Origin of the sequence: Luteolibacter rhizosphaerae, assembly GCF_025950095.1 — a bacterium.
In the GTDB taxonomy this organism is placed as follows: domain Bacteria; phylum Verrucomicrobiota; class Verrucomicrobiia; order Verrucomicrobiales; family Akkermansiaceae; genus Haloferula; species Haloferula rhizosphaerae.
On sequence record NZ_JAPDDR010000011.1, the window covers coordinates 61,444 to 79,684 of the forward strand.

General features: G+C 63.6%; 19 protein-coding genes. 9 read left to right on the forward strand and 10 right to left on the reverse strand.

Features of this window, described 5'->3' with window-relative positions; all coding sequences use genetic code 11:
- Positions 1-57: 57 nt before the first annotated feature.
- Positions 58-255: a hypothetical protein gene (locus OJ996_RS20015; protein WP_264515446.1), complete on the forward strand. Its 198-nt coding sequence runs from the start codon at positions 58-60 to the stop codon at positions 253-255.
- Between the two features lie 75 nt (positions 256-330).
- Here OJ996_RS20015 and OJ996_RS20020 read toward each other — a convergent pair whose 3' ends face one another.
- Entirely contained in the window at positions 331-1,083 is a 753-nt protein-coding gene (locus OJ996_RS20020; RefSeq protein ID WP_264515447.1) for a glycosyltransferase family 2 protein, read from the reverse strand.
- Between the two features lie 53 nt (positions 1,084-1,136).
- Here OJ996_RS20020 and OJ996_RS20025 point away from each other — a divergent pair, with 53 nt between their 5' ends.
- Together OJ996_RS20025 and OJ996_RS20030 are read left to right on the forward strand one after the other, a co-directional pair.
- Positions 1,137-2,033, forward strand: coding sequence for a glutathione S-transferase family protein (locus tag OJ996_RS20025; protein WP_264515448.1), 897 nt, complete (start codon positions 1,137-1,139; stop codon positions 2,031-2,033).
- The gene (locus OJ996_RS20030) at positions 2,030-2,956 is read left to right on the forward strand and encodes a hypothetical protein (protein ID WP_264515449.1); all 927 of its coding nucleotides are present in this window, start codon (positions 2,030-2,032) and stop codon (positions 2,954-2,956) included. Before OJ996_RS20025 ends, OJ996_RS20030 begins: the two co-directional genes overlap by 4 nt.
- A gap of 244 nt (positions 2,957-3,200) precedes the next feature.
- Here OJ996_RS20030 and OJ996_RS20035 read toward each other — a convergent pair whose 3' ends face one another.
- From OJ996_RS20035 to OJ996_RS20055, 5 genes are all read right to left on the reverse strand, one after another.
- Positions 3,201-4,397: a prepilin peptidase gene (locus tag OJ996_RS20035; RefSeq protein ID WP_264515450.1), complete on the reverse strand. Its 1,197-nt coding sequence runs from the start codon at positions 4,395-4,397 to the stop codon at positions 3,201-3,203.
- 54 nt (positions 4,398-4,451) lie between these two features.
- On the reverse strand, positions 4,452-5,237 hold the full coding sequence (locus OJ996_RS20040) for a coiled-coil domain-containing protein (RefSeq protein WP_264515451.1): 786 nt from the start codon (positions 5,235-5,237) through the stop codon (positions 4,452-4,454).
- Positions 5,238-5,339: 102 nt separating this feature from the next.
- Positions 5,340-5,657: a hypothetical protein gene (locus OJ996_RS20045; RefSeq protein ID WP_264515452.1), complete on the reverse strand. Its 318-nt coding sequence runs from the start codon at positions 5,655-5,657 to the stop codon at positions 5,340-5,342.
- Between the two features lie 89 nt (positions 5,658-5,746).
- Entirely contained in the window at positions 5,747-6,655 is a 909-nt protein-coding gene (locus OJ996_RS20050; RefSeq protein ID WP_264515453.1) for a heat shock 70 family protein, read from the reverse strand.
- Positions 6,652-6,999: a hypothetical protein gene (locus OJ996_RS20055; protein WP_264515454.1), complete on the reverse strand. Its 348-nt coding sequence runs from the start codon at positions 6,997-6,999 to the stop codon at positions 6,652-6,654. The genes OJ996_RS20050 and OJ996_RS20055 overlap by 4 nt, the downstream gene beginning before the upstream one ends.
- Positions 7,000-7,104: 105 nt before the next feature.
- Between OJ996_RS20055 and OJ996_RS20060 the strand changes: the two genes are divergently transcribed.
- The 5 genes from OJ996_RS20060 (at position 7,105) to OJ996_RS20080 (ending at position 12,530) form a co-directional block, all read left to right on the forward strand.
- The gene (locus OJ996_RS20060; RefSeq protein ID WP_264515455.1) at positions 7,105-8,421 is read left to right on the forward strand and encodes a CCA tRNA nucleotidyltransferase; all 1,317 of its coding nucleotides are present in this window, start codon (positions 7,105-7,107) and stop codon (positions 8,419-8,421) included.
- A 3-nt stretch (positions 8,422-8,424) separates the two neighbouring features.
- Positions 8,425-8,928 carry a hypothetical protein gene (locus OJ996_RS20065; RefSeq protein WP_264515456.1) on the forward strand — a complete coding sequence of 168 codons (504 nt, stop codon included), beginning with the start codon at positions 8,425-8,427 and terminating at the stop codon, positions 8,926-8,928.
- A 402-nt stretch (positions 8,929-9,330) separates the two neighbouring features.
- Positions 9,331-10,440 carry an Lrp/AsnC family transcriptional regulator gene (locus OJ996_RS20070; protein WP_264515457.1) on the forward strand — a complete coding sequence of 370 codons (1,110 nt, stop codon included), beginning with the start codon at positions 9,331-9,333 and terminating at the stop codon, positions 10,438-10,440.
- 126 nt (positions 10,441-10,566) lie between these two features.
- Positions 10,567-11,244, forward strand: a complete 678-nt coding sequence (locus OJ996_RS20075; protein WP_264515458.1) for a response regulator transcription factor — start codon at positions 10,567-10,569, stop codon at positions 11,242-11,244.
- A 2-nt stretch (positions 11,245-11,246) separates the two neighbouring features.
- Positions 11,247-12,530: a sensor histidine kinase gene (locus OJ996_RS20080; RefSeq protein ID WP_264515459.1), complete on the forward strand. Its 1,284-nt coding sequence runs from the start codon at positions 11,247-11,249 to the stop codon at positions 12,528-12,530.
- 9 nt (positions 12,531-12,539) lie between these two features.
- Here the strand turns inward: OJ996_RS20080 and OJ996_RS20085 are convergent, their stop codons facing one another.
- The gene (locus tag OJ996_RS20085; protein WP_264515460.1) at positions 12,540-13,415 is read right to left on the reverse strand and encodes a LysR substrate-binding domain-containing protein; all 876 of its coding nucleotides are present in this window, start codon (positions 13,413-13,415) and stop codon (positions 12,540-12,542) included.
- Between the two features lie 70 nt (positions 13,416-13,485).
- On the opposite strand from OJ996_RS20085, the gene ilvD reads away from it, so the two are divergent.
- On the forward strand, positions 13,486-15,171 hold the full coding sequence (ilvD, locus tag OJ996_RS20090) for a dihydroxy-acid dehydratase (protein ID WP_264515461.1): 1,686 nt from the start codon (positions 13,486-13,488) through the stop codon (positions 15,169-15,171).
- A 42-nt stretch (positions 15,172-15,213) separates the two neighbouring features.
- On the opposite strand, the gene OJ996_RS20095 is transcribed toward ilvD, so the two are convergent.
- The 3 genes from OJ996_RS20095 to OJ996_RS20105 all read right to left on the reverse strand — a co-directional run bounded on the left by OJ996_RS20095 (position 15,214) and on the right by OJ996_RS20105 (position 18,162).
- Entirely contained in the window at positions 15,214-16,719 is a 1,506-nt protein-coding gene (locus OJ996_RS20095) for a hypothetical protein (RefSeq protein ID WP_264515462.1), read from the reverse strand.
- A 126-nt stretch (positions 16,720-16,845) separates the two neighbouring features.
- Positions 16,846-17,217 carry a hypothetical protein gene (locus OJ996_RS20100; RefSeq protein WP_264515463.1) on the reverse strand — a complete coding sequence of 124 codons (372 nt, stop codon included), beginning with the start codon at positions 17,215-17,217 and terminating at the stop codon, positions 16,846-16,848.
- Positions 17,218-17,514: 297 nt separating this feature from the next.
- A complete protein-coding gene (locus tag OJ996_RS20105; RefSeq protein WP_264515464.1) occupies positions 17,515-18,162 on the reverse strand; it encodes a transposase in 648 nt (215 codons plus the stop codon).
- Between the last annotated feature and the right edge of the window lie 79 nt (positions 18,163-18,241).

An 18,241-nucleotide genomic window follows, 5' to 3' on the forward strand; every position in this document is an offset into this window, starting at 1 on the left:
TCCCGAATCATTACTGCCGTTGGCGTGGCCGCCTTTGTCGTCACCACCACTTCGTGTATGACCACTTATGATGCCTATGGGCGTCCGGTGCAGAGCGTCGATCCAGGCGCGGCTGCTGCCGGTGCCGTCGCGGCCGGAGCACTGGGTTATGCGATCGGTCAGAACAACGATGATCGCCACTACCACCACTATCATGGCGGATACCGCCGGCCCTATTACGGTGGCTACCGACGCGGCTACGGTCGCTGGCGCTAAGCCCGGGTAAGCATCCCCGGGATCTTTATCGAACCCCGAACCTCCGCCGCGGGCAACCGCGGCGGATTTCTTCTTTCATGGAATCAGCTCCAAGCGAATGCCCCGCGCTTCCAGCTTGCTACGATGTCTCTCGTAGATTTCCGTCATGTCGCGGTTGTAGCGGTCCTTGTCTACCTCCCGCGAGATGTTCCGGTCGTGCAGGCGGTGGAGATGGCTGACCATGGGGACATAGACGGGCAGGCCCGCCTCGAGGATGAAGCGCGTGTAGAGCTCCAGATCCTCCGCGGTCGTCATGTCCTCCGCATAGGCGCCCGCCCGCTCGAAGAGCTGGCGGCTGAAACAGACATTCCCTTGGATATAGTGCCGTCCCGAGAAGATCGCCTGCAGCATTTCCTCCGCCGTGCCGAAGCGCCATGCGTAGTAGTCCTTGCCCGGGATGTAGCGGCCCTCATGGTCGATCGAGAGGAAGTCGCTCACCGCCCACTCCGCCTCCGAGGTGGTGAGGGCGTGGACGAAGTGATGCGCGCTGCGCTGCAGCAGTAAATCATCGTCATCCAGCGGCATGATGAAGTCACCGGGAGCCGAGGCTGCCGCGATATTGCGGGCTAGGCCGGGTGGCATGGCATGGGCGGAGAGCGTGATCTGCAAGCGCGGATCATCCCGCTGCGAGGCCAGCCACTCGGCGGTGCCATCGTCCGAGCCGCAGTCGTGGAGGGCTTGCCATAGCTGGATATCCAGCGGGTCCAAGCTGCTCATGCGGACGCTTTCGACATTCTCGCGCAGGTAGCCAAGGCGGTTCCGGGTGGGGGTGAGGATGAGAAGTTGCAAGTTTCCAACAGAGCGCCGCTTTCGCCCGCGTCAACTGCGTGCTATGAAGGAAGATGGCTCAGTTTCCGGACGAATCGAAAGACGGTGCCTTCGAGCGGCAGGAGGATGCCTTCCGGCGCATCGTGGGAAAGGACGAGGATCTCCCGGCGATTCCCGGGCGCTACCATCTTTACGTCTCGCTGGCCTGCCCTTGGGCTCATCGCACGCTGATCGTTCGCTCGCTGCTAGGGCTGAAGGACGCGATCGGCATCAGCATCGCCGACCCGGTGCGGGACGAGCGCGGCTGGGCCTTCCATGAGGGCGCGGGACACGGCCCCGATGAGGCCGAGGGATTCCGCTTCCTGATGGAGGCCTACCGTGCGAGCGATCCGACTTTCGACGGCCGCGTGACCGTGCCGGTGCTGTGGGATCGGCTGGAGAAGCGGATCGTGAACAACTCTGAGGACGACATCTGCCGGATGTTCCAAGACTCCTTCGCCGGACCGGAGGCTCCGAATCTTTTTCCCGCCCAGCTCGCCGCGGAGCAGGAAGCGCTGAGCCGCTATCTCTACGAGAACGTGAACAACGGCGTGTATGAGGCGGGCTTCGCGACGCGGCAGGACGTGTACGAAATGGCGGCCCGTCAGGTTTTCGCCGCACTGGATGAACTGGAGAAGCGGCTGCAAGGATCCAAGTATCTGCTCGGCGAGGTGCCGGTGGAGAGCGACTGGCGGCTATTCTGCACGCTGGTCCGCTTCGACGCGGTGTATCACGGCCACTTCAAGTGCAACCTGCGGCGGATCCTCGACTACCCCGCACTGAGCCGACACCTGAACGATCTCCACGGACTGCCGGGCATCGCGGAAACGGTGAATCTCGACCACATCAAGCGGCACTACTACGTGACGCATGACGACATCAACCCGACGCGGATCGTGCCGGTGGGCCCGGCGGTGGTGTTTGCGGGATGAGTCTCGCCAGAGAGAGGAGCGCCTGCTTGGATGTCGCCGTGTCCGGCACCACGACAGAGCGCCTGTTTCCCGCAGGCGAATGGTCGGAGCGGTCCGCCGCCCATCGCGCGCGGGCCGAGCGCTGGACCGTGCCGGCGAGGGATCGCCGCGCGGCGAACAAGCCGCACCCTGTGGATGATTTCCTCTTCACCTACTATCGCTTCTCCTATGCGAAGATCGAGGAGTGGCACCCGCCGGTCGGCACGGCGCTGGAGAGCGTAAATCCCCTGCCCTCTCATCTGGCGAAGGAACCCTACCGTGCCGATGGCGGGGCTTTGATCGCGGATCCCGCACTGCTTTCGGACAAGGAGCGGGCGCGTTTGCGCTGGATGCGCGAGCTGCTTGTTGCCACGCGGGATCGCCCGGCGGTTTTCTCCTGCCACGGCCTGCACGAGTGGGCGATGGTATACCGCGGCGACGAGATCCGGCATGCCGGGACTGCAACGCTGCGGCTGCCGCAGGCGGAGGTGGATGCGCTGGTGGAATCCCGCCCGCTGCGCTGCACGCACTTCGATGCCTTCCGCTTTTTCCACAGCGCTGCCCAGCCGCTGAATCGCGTGCAGCCGACGCTGGAGGGTCGACCCGGCTTCGAGCAAGCGGGCTGCATCCATGCGAACATGGACCTCTACAAGTGGGCCTTCAAGGCGATGCCATGGCCGGGCTCGGAGCTGCTGCTGGATTGCTTCGAGCTCGCGCTCGAGCTGCGCGATCTCGACATGCGCGCGAGCCCCTATGATCTCTGGACTTTCGGCTTCGAGCCGGTGCGGATCGAGACCGCAGAGGGGCGGAAGGAATATGAAAGGGAGCAGGCACGCCTGGCGGAGAAGGCGGTGCCGCTGCGCGGGAGATTGATCGCGGCGCTAGAGGAGACGCTGGGGATCTGATCTAAATGGGCCCCGGAGGGGTTTGGAGCTTCGCCGGTACACAAGCGCAGCGCAGCCACTGGTTAGTCAGGCTACACCTTGAGCGTCCCGGAGGGCCGCGGGTGGGAAGCGGTTCTCCAATCCATCCTCTAACAGCGACACTTCCGGGGGCCTCCGGGACGCCAATCCTTCGTTCACACCTACCGGTGGTTTCACCACCGGCTAAGCTCCGATGCCCCTCCGGGGCGGGGAGGACAGATCAGAATCACATCCCCACCAGATTCTCGAAATACCACTGCGCTACCCGCCAGCCGCCGAAGAGCCAGACGAAGGAGCCGAGGATCAGGAAGGGTCCGAAGGGCAAGGGCCGGCCGAAACCGATCCGGCCCAGCACCGCGGCGAGGATCGCCAGCAGCGAAGCGGCAAAGATGCTGAAGAACACGCCCGTCCAGCCGAAGAAAGCGCCGATCGACCCCATCAGGTGGACATCGCCGAAGCCCATCGCCTCGCGCGGGATCACCGCCTTGGCGGACTTCCCGTCGAGCGCCTTCACCTCCTCGATGCCGAGCTTGCGGCCGTCCGGCAGTTCGATGCCGTCCTCGCGAATCGTCAGCGTGCCGGTCTTCACTTCCGCGTCATTCAGCCGCAGCTCGCTGCACTCGATGATCAGACGATCGGTCTTGCGGTAGAAGATATCCCACCAGGCGATCTTCTCCTCGCCGATCTCGAAGAGGATCGGATCCTCATCACCCTCCGGCTCGATCAAGCGCCAGGCGACGGGTTCCGTGAACTCCATCTTCTTGTTGCCGAAGGCCATCTTGCCAAGGCGGACGACGACCCAAAGCCCGCAGAAACCGATGATCCAACCGATCACCGATTGCTTGATGCCCGCCAACCAGTCCGGCCGCATCCGGCCCGCCGTGGCCCACTCCGCGAGATCCGGAAGCTGCGGCCAAAGCGCGGCTGCCACCAAGCCCGCGACGGTCCCGGCCCAGGTGAGCGACAGCGGGATCACCATGTGCTCGGCGTCGATGAAGGTGATCGAAACGAAAAGCGCGACCATGACCCACAGCGGTAGCAGGGTGGCCAATTGCAGGCTCGGGTTGCTCAGGGATTCCAGATTGCCCCGCAGGAACCACCAGATCGCCGCGAAAAGCAGGCCGGTAAGCAACTCCACGCCGAAGTAGCGAAAGGAGATCGGAGCCCGGCAGTTCGCGCACTTCCCCCGCAGCCAGAGCCAGCTGACCAGCGGGACATTCAGCCGCATCGGGATCTCCGCCTTGCACTTCGGGCAGAAAGACCGTTTCGGCTCGTTCACGGAGAGCCCGAGCGGAACCCGATAGATCACCACGTTCAGGAAGGACCCGATGCATGCCCCGATCAGGAAGGCAGGCAGGAACCAGATGGAATGTGCCAGAGAAGGGTAGATCAAGGTGAACGCATTCAAGCGGATGAAAGGCATTTCGGAAATCCGAAATTTCGGGGCCATTCGCTGGAGGAAAGAGGGTCCCGGCGCTTATTGCTCCCCGGCTGACAAATCGCGGAGTTCGGACTCGGCCTGCGACAGTGCCCTGCGATCCAGCGCAATCCGGTCTTGGAGATCTATAATCGTGCGCAGATGTGGAGAGCCCAACCGACGCTGTTCTGCCAGCTGGTTCGAGAAAGTCTCTATGCGCTCCCTCAGCCGGGGAATCTTTTCTTCAAGACGATCCTTACGTCTGCGCAGGTTTGCTTCATTGATGATTTCCAAGTCCTGATCGATTTCTCGCTCGAACTCCGCCACCTGCCCTCTCTCCTCTGTCAGAAACTCAGCCGCCTCTTCTTCGCTGAATTGAAACCTCTGGCGGACCGAGAAAGGCAGATCCTTCACCGGCACCCGCACGATGCCCGCGCTGTAGCGGAGCTGCAACCCGGCCGGGGTGACTTTGATGATCCGGGGAGATTCGAGCACGCGACCGTCTGTCAAATTCATCGTAGGCAAGGTTTCGCCCACCGCCTTTGCCCGGATGTGTTCGCGATAGGCCTCGGCATGGCGGGCCCGGCGGGACTGGATCCGGTCCAGCGACTTCCCGGCATCTTCGATCTGCCGTGATAGGTCGGCCGAGCGCGCGCTGAAATCCGCCGCTTGCTTCAGATAGCCAGCCAAGGTTGTGGCTTGCGACTTCCGCTGCTGGTAGCTCTCGAATCTCGTTTCCATCATTGCCACCTCGCGCGTCAAGCGGACGATCTCCCGTTCTTGCCGGGCGATGAGCCCTGCGGATGATTCGATCGAGCCATTGAATCTGGGATCGAGAACCAGCACGGAAAGGAGCAGGAAGGAGACCAACACGAAACCCGCAAGGAAGGTCGCAATGGTGCTCGCACCCCGGTAGCTGGTCAGCATGTCGTCGAAAAGAGGCATGGCTCAGCGCGGGGCTTTCCCGGAAATCTTGTGCTTGCGCTCGAAGTCCGCGAGTTCCTGCTCCGCCCTTTGAACGGCGGACTCCAGCAGGGCCAACTCCTGTTCTTTCTCCCTCACCCCCTCCTGCGCGACTTCCGACGCACGACGGGCGGCTTCCAGCCCGGAGCTATTGTCTGGCACGGGAGTTCGCATCCTTTCGCGCAGCACTGCGATCCGTGCCTCCATCTCCACAATCCGACGTGTCTGCGTCTCTCGTCGCAGCTTCAACTCCGGATCTTCGCCGCAGGAGACCAGCAGCGAGGATAGCCCGAGAGTTAACATGACGGGCAGGAGCCTCATGCCGCCAACAACTTTGCCGCGATGGTGTGCGCGGCGTCAAGCGACGAGGACCGAGCCCAAGCCCACTATCCTTAATGCACCCGCAGCGCCTTGAGGCGCGCGAGCTCCAGCTCGGCCTTGCGGATGGCTTTCTCATCGCTGTCCACCTGGCGGATGAGCGAGACGAGCGTGCGGTAGTTCCCGGTGGGGTTCGGGCGGAGCCGGGCATACTGCTGGGCGGCGACCCGCACGCGATCCTTGAGCGCGGCGATGTCGCCTTCGAGCTGCTGGATCTTCGCTTCGTGCAGGGCTTTCTTTTCCTTGAGCTTATCTTCCTTGCCTTCCGCCAGCGCCTTCTCGACACCCTTTTCGTAGTTCTCGGCGAGGTTCTCCTCGCGATCGATGAAGGCGGCCATCTCCTCATCGTCGAACTGGAAGCGCTCCCACATTTCCTCCGGCAGATCCTTCGCGGAGACGCGGACGATCCCATTCGCATAGCGGAGCTGGATGCCCGCGGGGTTCACCTCCACCACCTGGGGATTCTCCAGGGTGCGGCCGTCCTTGGTGACGATCGTGGGCAGGATCTCGCCCTTGGCCTGTCCGCGTGCCTGCTTGCGATAGGCGGCGACATAGCCCTCATGGCTCTCCTTCAGCGCGGCGCGTTTGGCATCGAGCTTCGCGATCTGCTCGTCCACTTCCTTGAGACGCGTGTCGGTGGATTCCTGGCGCAGCGTGTTCGCCTTCACCGCGTCGCGGAATTTCTTCGACTCACGATAAACATCGTACTTCTCCTGTGCTTGCTCGACCTGCCGGCTCAGCACGCCGATCTCCCGCTGCTGGCGGGCGACCATGGCGCTGCCGGATTCCCACATGCCATTCAGGCTGGGATCGAAGGCGAACAGGGAGAGCCCGACCATCGACACGAGGATGAAGAAGGCCAGGCAGGTGCCGATCACGCCGGCACCGCGATAACTGGTGAGCAGGTCATCGAGGAGTCTCATGGCTTGCCCCCTTGCTTGTAATCTTTCACCACATATTTGCGGCGGTACTCCTGCCCGCTCTTTTCCGCCGCGGCAAGATCCGCCTCCAGTTTCAAAAGCTCATCTTCCTTCTCCTTCAGGAAGGCCTCGGCGTCATCGGCGCTCTGCTTCGAGGTCTCGACGTCCTTGGCGGTTTCTTTCACATCCTCCCGCATCGCGGCCTGCATCGAAGCGAGCTTGGCATCCAGTTCCACGATCTTCTTGGACTGGGCCTCGCGCCGATACTTCAAATCCAGATCTTCCCCGCAGGACGCAAGCAAGAGCGCGCCCATGGAGGAGATGAGCATGACATGGAGGAGTCTCATGTCCCTGAAGTATGTTCCGGCGCGCGGGCGGGGTCAATGGAGGCATGATGAAAAGCCCGTGAAGCAGCCTTGTCCGGGACCGCAGCCTCCCCTAGCAACTGGGGTGTGCCCACCGCCCGCCAGACTGCCACGGACTTTGCCCGCCGCCTGAAAAAGGCCGGGCATGTGGCGTACTTCGCCGGCGGCTGCGTGCGGGATGGCCTGCGCGGCAAGGAGCCGAAGGACTACGACATCGCCACCTCCGCCACCCCGGCGCAGGTCACGAAGCTTTTCCCCGGATCGAACGAGGTCGGTGCGCACTTCGGCGTGGTGATCGCCAAGCAACACGGCACCACCGTGGAGATCGCCACCTTCCGGACGGACGGCTCCTACAAGGACGGACGGCGGCCGGACACGGTGACCTTCTCCACGCCGGAGGAGGACGCGCAGCGCCGCGATTTCACCATCAATGGGCTTTTCGAGGATCCGGACAGCGGCGAGGTGATCGACTTCGTGGGCGGGCAGGCCGACCTGGCGGCTGGCGTGCTCCGCGCGATCGGGAACCCGGCCGACCGCTTCGCGGAGGATTCGCTGCGGCTGCTGCGGGCGGTGCGCTTCGCGACCACGCTGGGCTTCGAGATCGAGCCCGGCACTTGGCAGGCGATGAAGGATCACGCGGCCGGGCTGCTGCGCATTTCCCCGGAACGCATCCGCGATGAGTTCTCCCGCATCATCATGCTGCCGGCGCGGCGGCGCGGGCTGGAGCTGCTGGTGGATTCCGGGCTGATCGAGCACTTCATGCCGGAGGTGCTACCGCTGATCGGCTGCGACCAACCGCCGCAGTGGCACCCGGAGGGCGACGTCTATATCCACACGCGGATCATGCTAGAGATGATCGGCGACGATGCACCGCTGGAGCTCTGCCTAGCCGTGCTGCTGCACGACATCGCCAAGCCGCCGACGCGCACCTACGACGTGGCGGACGACCGGATCCGCTTCAACGGCCACGACTCGCTGGGGGCGACGATGGCGGAGGAGATCCTGCGCCGCCTGAAGTATCCGAACCATGTCATCGAGGATGTGGCCTTCATGGTCTCCCGGCACATGCAGTTCATGAACGTGCAGCAGATGAAGATCTCCAAGCTGAAGCGCTTCATGGCGGCTCCGACCTTTCCCCAGGAGCTGGAGCTGCATCGGGTGGACTGCGCTTCCTCGAACGGCTTCACCGACAATTTGGAATATCTCATCGCGAAGGGTGAGGAATTCGCCGCCCAGCCGCTGATCCCGAAGCCGCTGGTGACGGGGCACGACCTGATCCAGATGGGCCTCCGGCCGAGCCCGCGCTTCAGCGAGATCCTGGAAGCGGTGCAGACCGAGCAGCTTGAGGGCAGGCTGACGGAGCGGGAGAGCGCGCTTGAGTGGGTGAAGGGACTCGCCAGTTGAACCATGGCCGCGATCGAAATCACCGAACGCGTCCACGCCTTCCGCGAGGCCGCCCGGCATCTGTGGAATACATGGTTCCGCATGAACCCGGAGAGCGGTCAGGACTGGGATCTCCGAGATGCCTATAGCGAGGTCTACGTGGCGCTTTTCAATGCGATGGTGAAACATCACCTGCCAGCGGAGGCGGCTTCAATTCCCCATCTCTGGAGCAAGGAATCAGAGATGACCGCCCAATATTGGGTGGAGACCGCTCTCGAGGATCTTCCGATCCTGATCAATCGCGACCTCAACGCTGGGGGCTATTGGGATCACCCGACGAAACGGGTCCGGAGTGACTCAACCAAGCTGGGCCTGGTCGGGATCTTCGATTGGGATGAAGTGGGATTCCGGGATCTCCGATACTTCCGCGTCACGATCCTGGAAGCGGAGGATCAGGAGTTGGTCGGACGGGATGCGCTGGTGGAAGCCAGCGATTGCCGGGTGATTTTTGATAACGGGATCTCCTAGCGACCCGCTGAAAGCCCTGGCAGGGGCAACCGAAATTAGCCGGTGGCGTGAGCCACCGGAATGGCATCGCCAGATATTAAGTCCCGGAGGGACGGCACGGAGGTATTCGTCTGGCGTGGACGCGTCTCCGTCCGGGCCGACATGATCCCTGATCTACTCCGTGTCGTCCCTGCCGGGACTTCCGCGTTCGCGATTGCTGGTCCGGTGGCTCACGCCACCGGCTAATTTCGGTCGCCCCTGCCGGGGCTTGATGACCGGACCATGCAAACGGTGGCTCACGCCATCGGCTAATCTCGGTCGCCCCCGCCCGGGGCTTTCGGCTCACTTCCCTGCGGAAATCCCGCACAATTTCCCGCAAATTCGGCGTGGCGGGTTCGTATTCAGACCCCTACCCTTTCGCCCATGCAGACCGTACCCGTCGAACACAGCGACCCGATCAACGCGAAGATCCTGGCCATTTCCGAGGACCTGGTCTCGGGCTTCCAGCGCCAGCCCTTCCATGTGATCGCGGAGCAGAGCGGCGTGCCGCTGGAGACGGTGCTGGAGCGGATCAAGGCGATGCTGGAGGCGGGAATCGTTCGCCGGGTGCGCCAGACCCTGCTTTCCACCAAGCTGGCCCACGGCGCGCTGGTCGCGTGGAATGTGCCGGAGGAAAAACTGAATGCGGCCTTCGATTTCATGGCGAAGGAGGACCCCTTCTCCGGTCACGTGGTGATCCGCTCGACGGACACGGAAGTCTCCGGTTCCGGCTACCGCCTGTGGACCACGCTAAAGGTGCCGGTGGGCGAGTCGCTGGACCAGCACGCCACCGCCCTGCTGCGCCTGACGGGTGCCGTGGAATACCTGCTGATGCCCGCCAACGGCGTCTTCGCGCTCGGCGTGGGTCACGTGCGCCGCCGCACGCTGGAACCCGGCGACAAGGCCGACGAGCCCGCCGAGATGATGACCACCGCGACCGTGGACCTGACCCCGGAGGAGTGGGAGGTGCTGCTCTGCCTGAAGGAGGAACTAACGCCCGAGGAGATCGTGGCGAACCCGTGGGACGGCCGCGCCGCCAAGCTGGGCATGAGCACGGAGCGCTTCTGCGAGGTGGCCGAGGGCCTGAATGCGAAGAAGGTCATCGGCCGTTTCTCCACTTTCCTCGAGCACGTGAAGCCCTCGTCCACCGGCGAGCGTGTCACCCGTTTCAACGGCCTCTTCCACTGGGCGGTGCCGAAGGGCCGCGAGATCGAGGCCGGGGCCGAGGTGGGCCGCCACTTCTGCATGACCCACTGCTACTGGCGCGAGGGTGGCCCGCAGTTCGGCGACGTGAACATCATGGGCGTGGTGCACGGCACCGAGAAGCCGCGCGTGATGGAGCACAAGGCCGCGATCGACCGCCACTTGGAGTCCATCGGCATCCCCGTCTCCTACACGAATGTCTTCTGGGGCGGCCGCTCGGAGATCAAGCCGTCCGAAATCTCGCCGGTGGTCTACAAGGAGTGGCACCGGAAGCACGCCGCAGGAGCCTGAGAGCACCAGGGGACGAATTCCAAGTCCCTCGCAATCTGCTGCTTGCGGCCGGGCGATCCAAGATGACAATTTCGTCACAAGCGCTCCGTTCCCGGCGGGATGGGGTGCCCCTAAACCTCAGCCCGCATGCAGAAAATCCTGATCGTCGAGGATGAACGCGACATCGCGGACTTGGTGGGCTTCAACCTGGAGCGCGCCGGATTCGAGGTAATGAAGGCACATGACGGCATCACCGGTGCCGACATGGCCATCAACCAGCGTCCCGATCTAGTCATCCTCGACCTGATGCTTCCAGGCAAAGATGGTTACGGAGTCTTCAAAGAACTCCGCCGGGATTCGCGCAGCCGGGACATCCCGGTGATCATGCTGACCGCCCGGGCGCAGACGGAGGACCGGATCCAAGGCCTCGAAGCCGGAGCGGACGATTACCTGACCAAACCTTTCTCCCCGAAGGAGCTGATGCTCCGGGTGCAGGCCGTGCTGAAGCGCAGCGATGGCCCGCCGGGGGCGGTGGAAGTGAGCTACGGGCCCTTCCGCTTTGACAAGAATTCGCTCAAGTTCTACCTCGACGGCCAGCCGGTCGAGCTGACCTCCACGGAGTTCAAGCTGCTGCTCTTCCTCACCGAGCGTGCGGGCCGGGCACAGGACCGGAACGATCTGCTCCGCACGGTGTGGGGATACAGCGATGAGGTGCACAGCCGCACCCTCGACACCCACATGAAGCGTCTCCGTCAGAAATTGGGCGATCATGCAGCGATGGTTGAAACCGTGCGTGGCATCGGGTACTGCGTGTCGTCCCTCTGAGGATGACCGACCCGCTTGTCATTGCCCCGATCCTCGCGGCGCTGTGTGCCTTCGTGGCGCTCGGCGTCACATGGCTGCGGCTGCGGCGCGCGCGGCAGGACTTTTCCGAGGAAGTTTCATCATGGAAGATGAAGCTGGATCTCGACCTGCGGAACGCCCGGAAAGAACGCGACCAGCTGCTGGATGCGCTGGGCGATGCCTTCATGCTGGTGGATGCGGATGCCCGCGTGCTCTTCGCGAACAAGGCGGCGCGCACCCTCTTCCGGGGGCGCGACCTGACCGGACGCACGGTGCACGAGGCCTTCCTCGACCAGCGCTTGGCAGCCGCGCTGATGCGCTGCCTGGAAACCGGCGAGGCCACCGTGACCCGCGCGGTGCTCGGCCAACAGTCCTCCCCCCTCGGCGATCAAGAGCGCCGCGGTATGAACGCCTGGGTGATCGATGCCGCAAGGCTCTCCGACAGCCCGGCGGAAGACCCCACCACCCGAGTCGTGATCCGTGACGTGACCAGCGAATATCAGACCGAGCAGATCCGGAAGGACTTCGTGGCGAATGCCTCCCACGAACTGCGCACCCCGCTCGCCATCATCAATGGCTATCTGGAGAACCTCATCGATGACGACCTCGTCGATGACAAGGAGCTGACGCGCCGCTTCCTGAAGGTGATGCGCAAGCATACCGAGCGCATCTCGCGGATCGTGGAGGACATGCTGGTGATCTCGCGATTGGAATCCGGCGAGGCGGCGGCGTTGAAGGTGAAACCTTTCCGTCTGCGCTCCTGCGTGAGCGACGTGCTGGAGCGGCTGGAGTCCGTGATCCACAACCAGCAGGCGACGATCAAAATCGACATGCCGGATGTGGACATCACGCTGGCCGGCGACCGCTTCTACTGGACGCAGGTGCTCTTCAATCTGGTGGAGAACGCGCTGAAGCAGAACCCGCGCAAGGGCCTGACCGTGACGGTCGGGTGTAGCCGCGATGAAACGATGACGCGGATCTGGGTGAGCGACGATGGCGTGGGCATCCCCAGCGCCGACCTGCCGCACATCTTCCGCCGCTTCTACCGCGTGGAGAAACACCACTCGCAGGAGGAGATCAAGGGCACCGGTCTGGGACTTTCGATCGTGAAGCGGGCCATCGAAGCCCATGGCGGCACCATCCGCGTGACTTCGATCCCCGGCCAGGACACGCGCTTCACCATGGAGGTACCGCGTGAAGCGGAGGCGCGCCTGCAAGCCGAGGCGGAGGCGAATGCCCTTCCGGAGTTGAGCGGTGCGGGTGAGTGAGGACGGGCGCTACAATAGCTTCATCATCGCCTCCGAAGCCGCAGTCCCCTTGCCCTTCTGGCAGGCGAAGACGTGCGTGATCTTCGGTGATCCGCTCAAGCCGATCACGCTGACCGCCTCCCCCATCAATCCCGCGATGGCGGCGGGCAAGATCGCGATACCCGACCCCGCCGCAACCATCAGCGCGACAGCCTGCGCGCGTGGTGACTCCAGGATGATGCGGGGACGAAAGCCCGCGTTGCGGCATAGCTCCCGCACATGACTGGCGAAGGCCGGTGCCGATTCGCTGGAGACGGCGATGAAGGATTCATCCGCCAGTGCCTTGAGCGAAACCGTTTTCCGCCCGGCGAGCTCGTGACCGGCCGGGACGTAGAGCATGAGCGACTCGCGGTGCCAGTTCACGAAGCGGATGCCCGCGGGCCGGTCGGGAGGCTCCAGACCGACGAAGCCGCCATCGAGCCGCCCGTCCGCGATCGCCCGGAGCTGCTCCTGCGGGGAGACATCGTGCAGCATGATCTGCACGCCCGGGTGCTCCTCGCGGAAGCGCCGTAGCGTGCTGACCAGTGCCTCATTCATCACCGCGCTCACGAAGCCGATCCGAAGGCGGGTGACTTCCCCCTGCGCGCAGCGGCGTGCCGCATCCCCGGCGCGCACGATCCGCCGCGGGATGTTGCGGACCTCATCGTAGAAGAGGCTGCCCGCCGCAGTCATCGAGACGCCGCGGGGCTCACGGGTGAAGAGTTCCGCGCCGAGCTTTTCCTCCAAGGTCCGCACGTGCCGGGACAGCGGCGGCTGCGCGAGGTGCAGGCGCTTCGCGGCCCGGGTGAAGGACAGCTCCTCCGCCACAGCGATGAAGCATTCGATCTCACGCAGCGAATAATCCATACCGGATCGGTATCACAATCCGACCAAACGGGTAATTTTAATATGGCTCATCTGAAGGCAGGATTCTCTCATGGCCATCAGCGACACCATCAAGAAAGGCGCGATCCGAGCACCGCACCGCAGCCTGCTGCGCGCCACGGGCGCGATCCAGTCCGAGGCGGATTGGGACAAGCCCTTCATCGCAATCGCGAATTCCTTCGTACAGATCATTCCCGGCCACGCGCATCTGGACGTGGTGGGGCGCAAGGTGCGGGAGGCCGTGCGTGCGGCAGGCGGCGTGCCCTTCGAGTTCAACTGCATCGGCGTGGATGACGGCATCGCGATGGGCCACGGCGGCATGAAATACTCCCTGGCCTCGCGCGAACTGATCGCCGACAGCCTGGAGACGATGCTGCGGGCCCACTGCTTCGACGGCGTGGTGTGCATTCCGAACTGCGACAAGATCGTGCCCGGCATGATGATGGGCGCAGCGCGGGTGAATATCCCCACGGTCTTCGTGTCCGGCGGCCCAATGCGCTCCGGGAAAAATCCGAGCACCGGCCAATCGCTCGACCTTGCCTCCGTGTTCGAAGCGGTGGGGCAACTCTCTTCTCAGGCGATCACCGAGCAGCAGCTTGAAGAGATCGAGCGCAATGCCTGCCCGACCTGCGGGTCCTGCTCGGGCATGTTCACCGCGAACTCGATGAACTGCCTCTGCGAGGCGCTGGGTCTGGCCCTCCCCGGCAATGGCTCGATCCTAGCCACCGATCCCGCCCGCGACGCGCTCTTCCAACGCGCGGGACGAACCATCGTGAGATTGGTGCGCGATGATGTGCGTCCCTCCGACATCCTCACCCGAGAGGCCTTCGAGAACGCGCTGGCGCTGGATATGGCGATGGGCGGTTCCTCGAACACCATCCTGCATACCATCGCCGTGGCGCACGAGGCGGGCATCGACCTGAAGATGGAGGACTTCAACACCATCTCCGCGCAGGTGCCGCATCTGTGCAAGGTGGCACCCTCCGGCAAATACTACATGGAGGACGTGGACCGCGCGGGCGGCATCTCCGCGATCCTGAAGACGCTGGCGACCAAGCCCGGCATCCTGCATGAGGACGCACTGACCGTGAGCGGCCTGACGCTGGGCGAGACGATCTCCACCGCCGAGGTGAAGGATGCGGACGTGATCCGCCCGATCGACAAGGCCTACTCCGCGCAAGGCGGGCTGGCCGTGCTCTTCGGGAATCTCGCGCCGGACGGCTGCGTGGTGAAGAGTGCGGGGGTGAGCCCGGCGATGATGCAGTTCACCGGCACCGCGGTGATCTTCGAATCGCAGGAGGAGGCGAACACGGGCATCCTGACCGGCAGGGTGAAGCCGGGCGACGTGGTGGTGATCCGCTATGAGGGACCGAAGGGCGGGCCCGGCATGCAGGAGATGCTCGCGCCCACCGCTGCGATCGCGGGGCGCGGTCTAGGAGACTCGGTGGCGCTCGTCACGGATGGCCGCTTCTCCGGGGCCACACGTGGCGGGGCGATCGGTCACGTGTCTCCGGAAGCTGCGGCAGGCGGACCGATCGCGCTCGTGGAAGCGGGTGACCGGATCGAGATCGATATCCCGGCACGAAGCCTGAACCTGCTGGTGAGCGATCAGGAACTGGCAGCACGCAGAAGCCGCTGGACCCCTCCCGCCCCGAAGACCCGCAGCGGGTACTTGGCCCGCTACGCGGCGATGGTGACCAGCGCGGATACCGGCGCGATCCTGCAGGTGCCGGTGTGAGGAACCATGGATGAACACGGATCGACAAGCCGATGCGGATGCTCACTCCGCTTTCAGCTCCCGTAGGTTCATCGCATCGATCGCCACCGCCATGCCGGAGCTGTGGACGACGCAGCCGAGTTCACCCACGGAGGGATCGACCGGCAAGCGCAGGCAGGGCACACCATCGATCACGACCTCGGCCTCATTGCCATAGCGGACGAGCTGGACCGTGAAGCCGCCCTTTCGTCCCGCGGTGGCTTCCGCCTTGCCTTCCCTCACCTGCTTCACCAGCTCGGCGGTCGCGCTTTCGCCCAGCCGGGTGAAGCTGCGCTTGGTGGGGATCTCGATCTCGTTGATGCCGGCGCTCAGATAGAGCGTGCGGCCATACTTTACATCATTGCGGATGCGGAAGCCCGCCACGGTCCACAGAGGGGTCCAGTAGCTCATGCGCTCCGCCGCCGTCTTGCGCCGCTTGAGATCCACGAGGTAGAAGGCGATCTCATTGAAAACACCCGGTGACTGGATGTCTCCGTAGCCGCCGTGGATCTCCCATAGCAGGTTCTTCACCGGCTTCTCCGGGGCGAAGCAGTAGTCGTCGTAATCCGGCGGTGACTTCGCGGCGAAGTGGGTGCCATCGCGCAGCACCGCGGGATCATCGATGCGGTAGAACTTCTCCCAGCCATCCTTCACAGTGACGATGCCCGGCAAGAGGTTCGCTCCTTCCTTACCCTTCGCCCGCATGATCAAGGACTCCTTCAGCGCGGTCTTCGCCCAAGTCTCCCACGGCTCCAGCATCTCCGCCTGAAGTTCCTCTTGGAAGCCTTCCTGCTCCGCGATCGCCTTCCGCAGCAGGCCGTAGTCGCCCACGCCCAAGGCCAGCGTGCGAAAGCCGGGGCGGTAGAAGCGCGGCACCACGCCGTCCTTCCCGACATGCGCCAGCACCCGATCCAGAAGGATCTTCGCCTGCGCCTTGTCGCCACGATCCAGCGAGACAATCGCGGCATAGTAGTGGGAGATCGGACCCGGCGGCATGCCGTGTGCCACGCAGCGGTGGAGCGCGGTCTCCAGCAGCTCGTGGTCGTTGTCGTGCCATGCTTGGACCGCGACCAACAACTCTAGGCTCCAAGCACCGATCGGGGTATTGCGTAGCACATACTGCTCGGGGCGGTGGGCGTTGCTGGTGTTGATCCCCAGCTTGCCCGGGCCGAAGCGGAAGGTCTTGCGCTCTCCCTCCGGCGATACCGCCTCGATTTCGCGGAGAGCGTCGTCGTTATCGCCCTGCGCCCGCATTCCTTGGTGATGGTTCCAGTAGTCATCGCCCTTGTAGCGGTCGATGATCCAGCCTTTCAGCAGTCCCGCCTTCGCGGCGGGCCCGTCGGGGGTCGCATCGTTCACGATCACGCCGAAGTCCGGCAGCTTCGACTCCTGAACCTTGTCCACGGCAAGCCGGGATGGATCGAAGCGGCTGATACGGCGTTCGTATTCGGCGTCATCAAGGCGGGATCGGAAGGGATTGTTCTCCTGCTTGGCAGCCTCGGGCTTCGAGGCTTCTTGAGCGATGCTCACGGGGCTACACCAGCACATGGCGAAGGCGAGAAGCGCCGCAGGGGGAGTGATTCGGGTTTCTCCGGGCATATCCCCGAGTTATAGGAATCGATCTGGAGACACCAGCAAAAGGGCGGCACGCTTGCGTCACGAAGCCGGCCGGTGCCGGCGGATCCATTCCGCTCCTTCGCCCGGAATGGATAGCACCATCCGCTTGCCACCGGCTTCGATCGGGACCGAATAATAGCGGACGATGAATCTGCCCTCCTCCATCGGCCCGACACAACTCCACGGGATGAGGATCGGCTTGTGCCCGATGCGAAAGATCGCCCAAGGAAGCATGTAGATGCCTGCCGGGGACAGGGTGACATCGAGGCAGCCATTGTAGTTCGTGAACGGCCGGAGCCGAAGGCTGCGACCGGTGAGATGGAGCCATCCGGTCGGGCGGCGGCAGGATACTTCCCGGCGATCCCCGACCAGCCGCCGAGGCGCGAGATGAGCCAGAGCACGAAGCACCACAACGCCGCGAAGGCAGCCAGGAATCCCAAGCCCATCGCGATGATCGAGAGCTGATGCAAGGCCTCCTTCATATCGTGGCCCGATACTGTCAGGCAGATCGCCGAAATCCAGAGCCTTGAGGTCGGAATCAATCGATCACGCCGACCGGCTCCTCAAGTAGTCCGCTCAGTCCTCTGAGCGGGCGAACGGCCCTTCCCGCCGGTCAGCTCTATCAGGGACAAATCGCCTTGGCGGCTGCGACCCTTTCCCACCAGCAGGCCGCTATGGATCGTTCATCCGCTCAGAGGACTGAGCGAACTACCTTCTCTGCCATAAGACGTATTCTCCCTCCCTGAGTTTCGCTTTGGCCGGATTGTCCGAGATATAGCGGCGAAACCTCTCGAACGCAGACTGACTTCGCACCAAGTGATCGAAGCTCTCTGTCTGCCAGAGCCGTCCCTCTCTTCCCGTCCGTCGATTGATCTCAAGCGAAGTCCATCTCTTCCAAGAAGTCACCTGAAGCTGCATCGACCCCCGATCCATGCCACCCACCAGCACGTGGACGTGATTGGGCATCACCACGAAATCTCCGAGAAGGTAACGCTCCCCGTCGAAGTGATGGAGCGAGTCGGCGACGACCCGAGACAAGTCAGGATCGCGCAACAGGCACTCGCCGTGACAGGAGTCCATTTCGTCGTCTAAGAACCGGGAGAAACGACGCAGCTCGCGCCGGAGATCTTCCGATAGGTTTTCCACCTTTTTTCTCCAATCCGGGTCAGTGGGATTGATCGCATGGGTCCGGAGCCATTGCTCACGCTGCCGAGTCCAGTATTGCGCCTTCTCGCGAGGAATCGAATCGGCGGTCCGCCAAGTGATGAAATAGGTGGAGTTCTCTTGCTCCCAGTGGGGCAGGTGTCCGTTCGTGACCGTGGCCGGATTGGACGGGTCGTAGAAGCGGAATTCCATGGGGAGAAAGTAGTCCGCTCAGTCCTCTGAGCGGGCGAACGGTCCAACAACGCCGGAAGCTATCGCGCAGAGTAGCGGC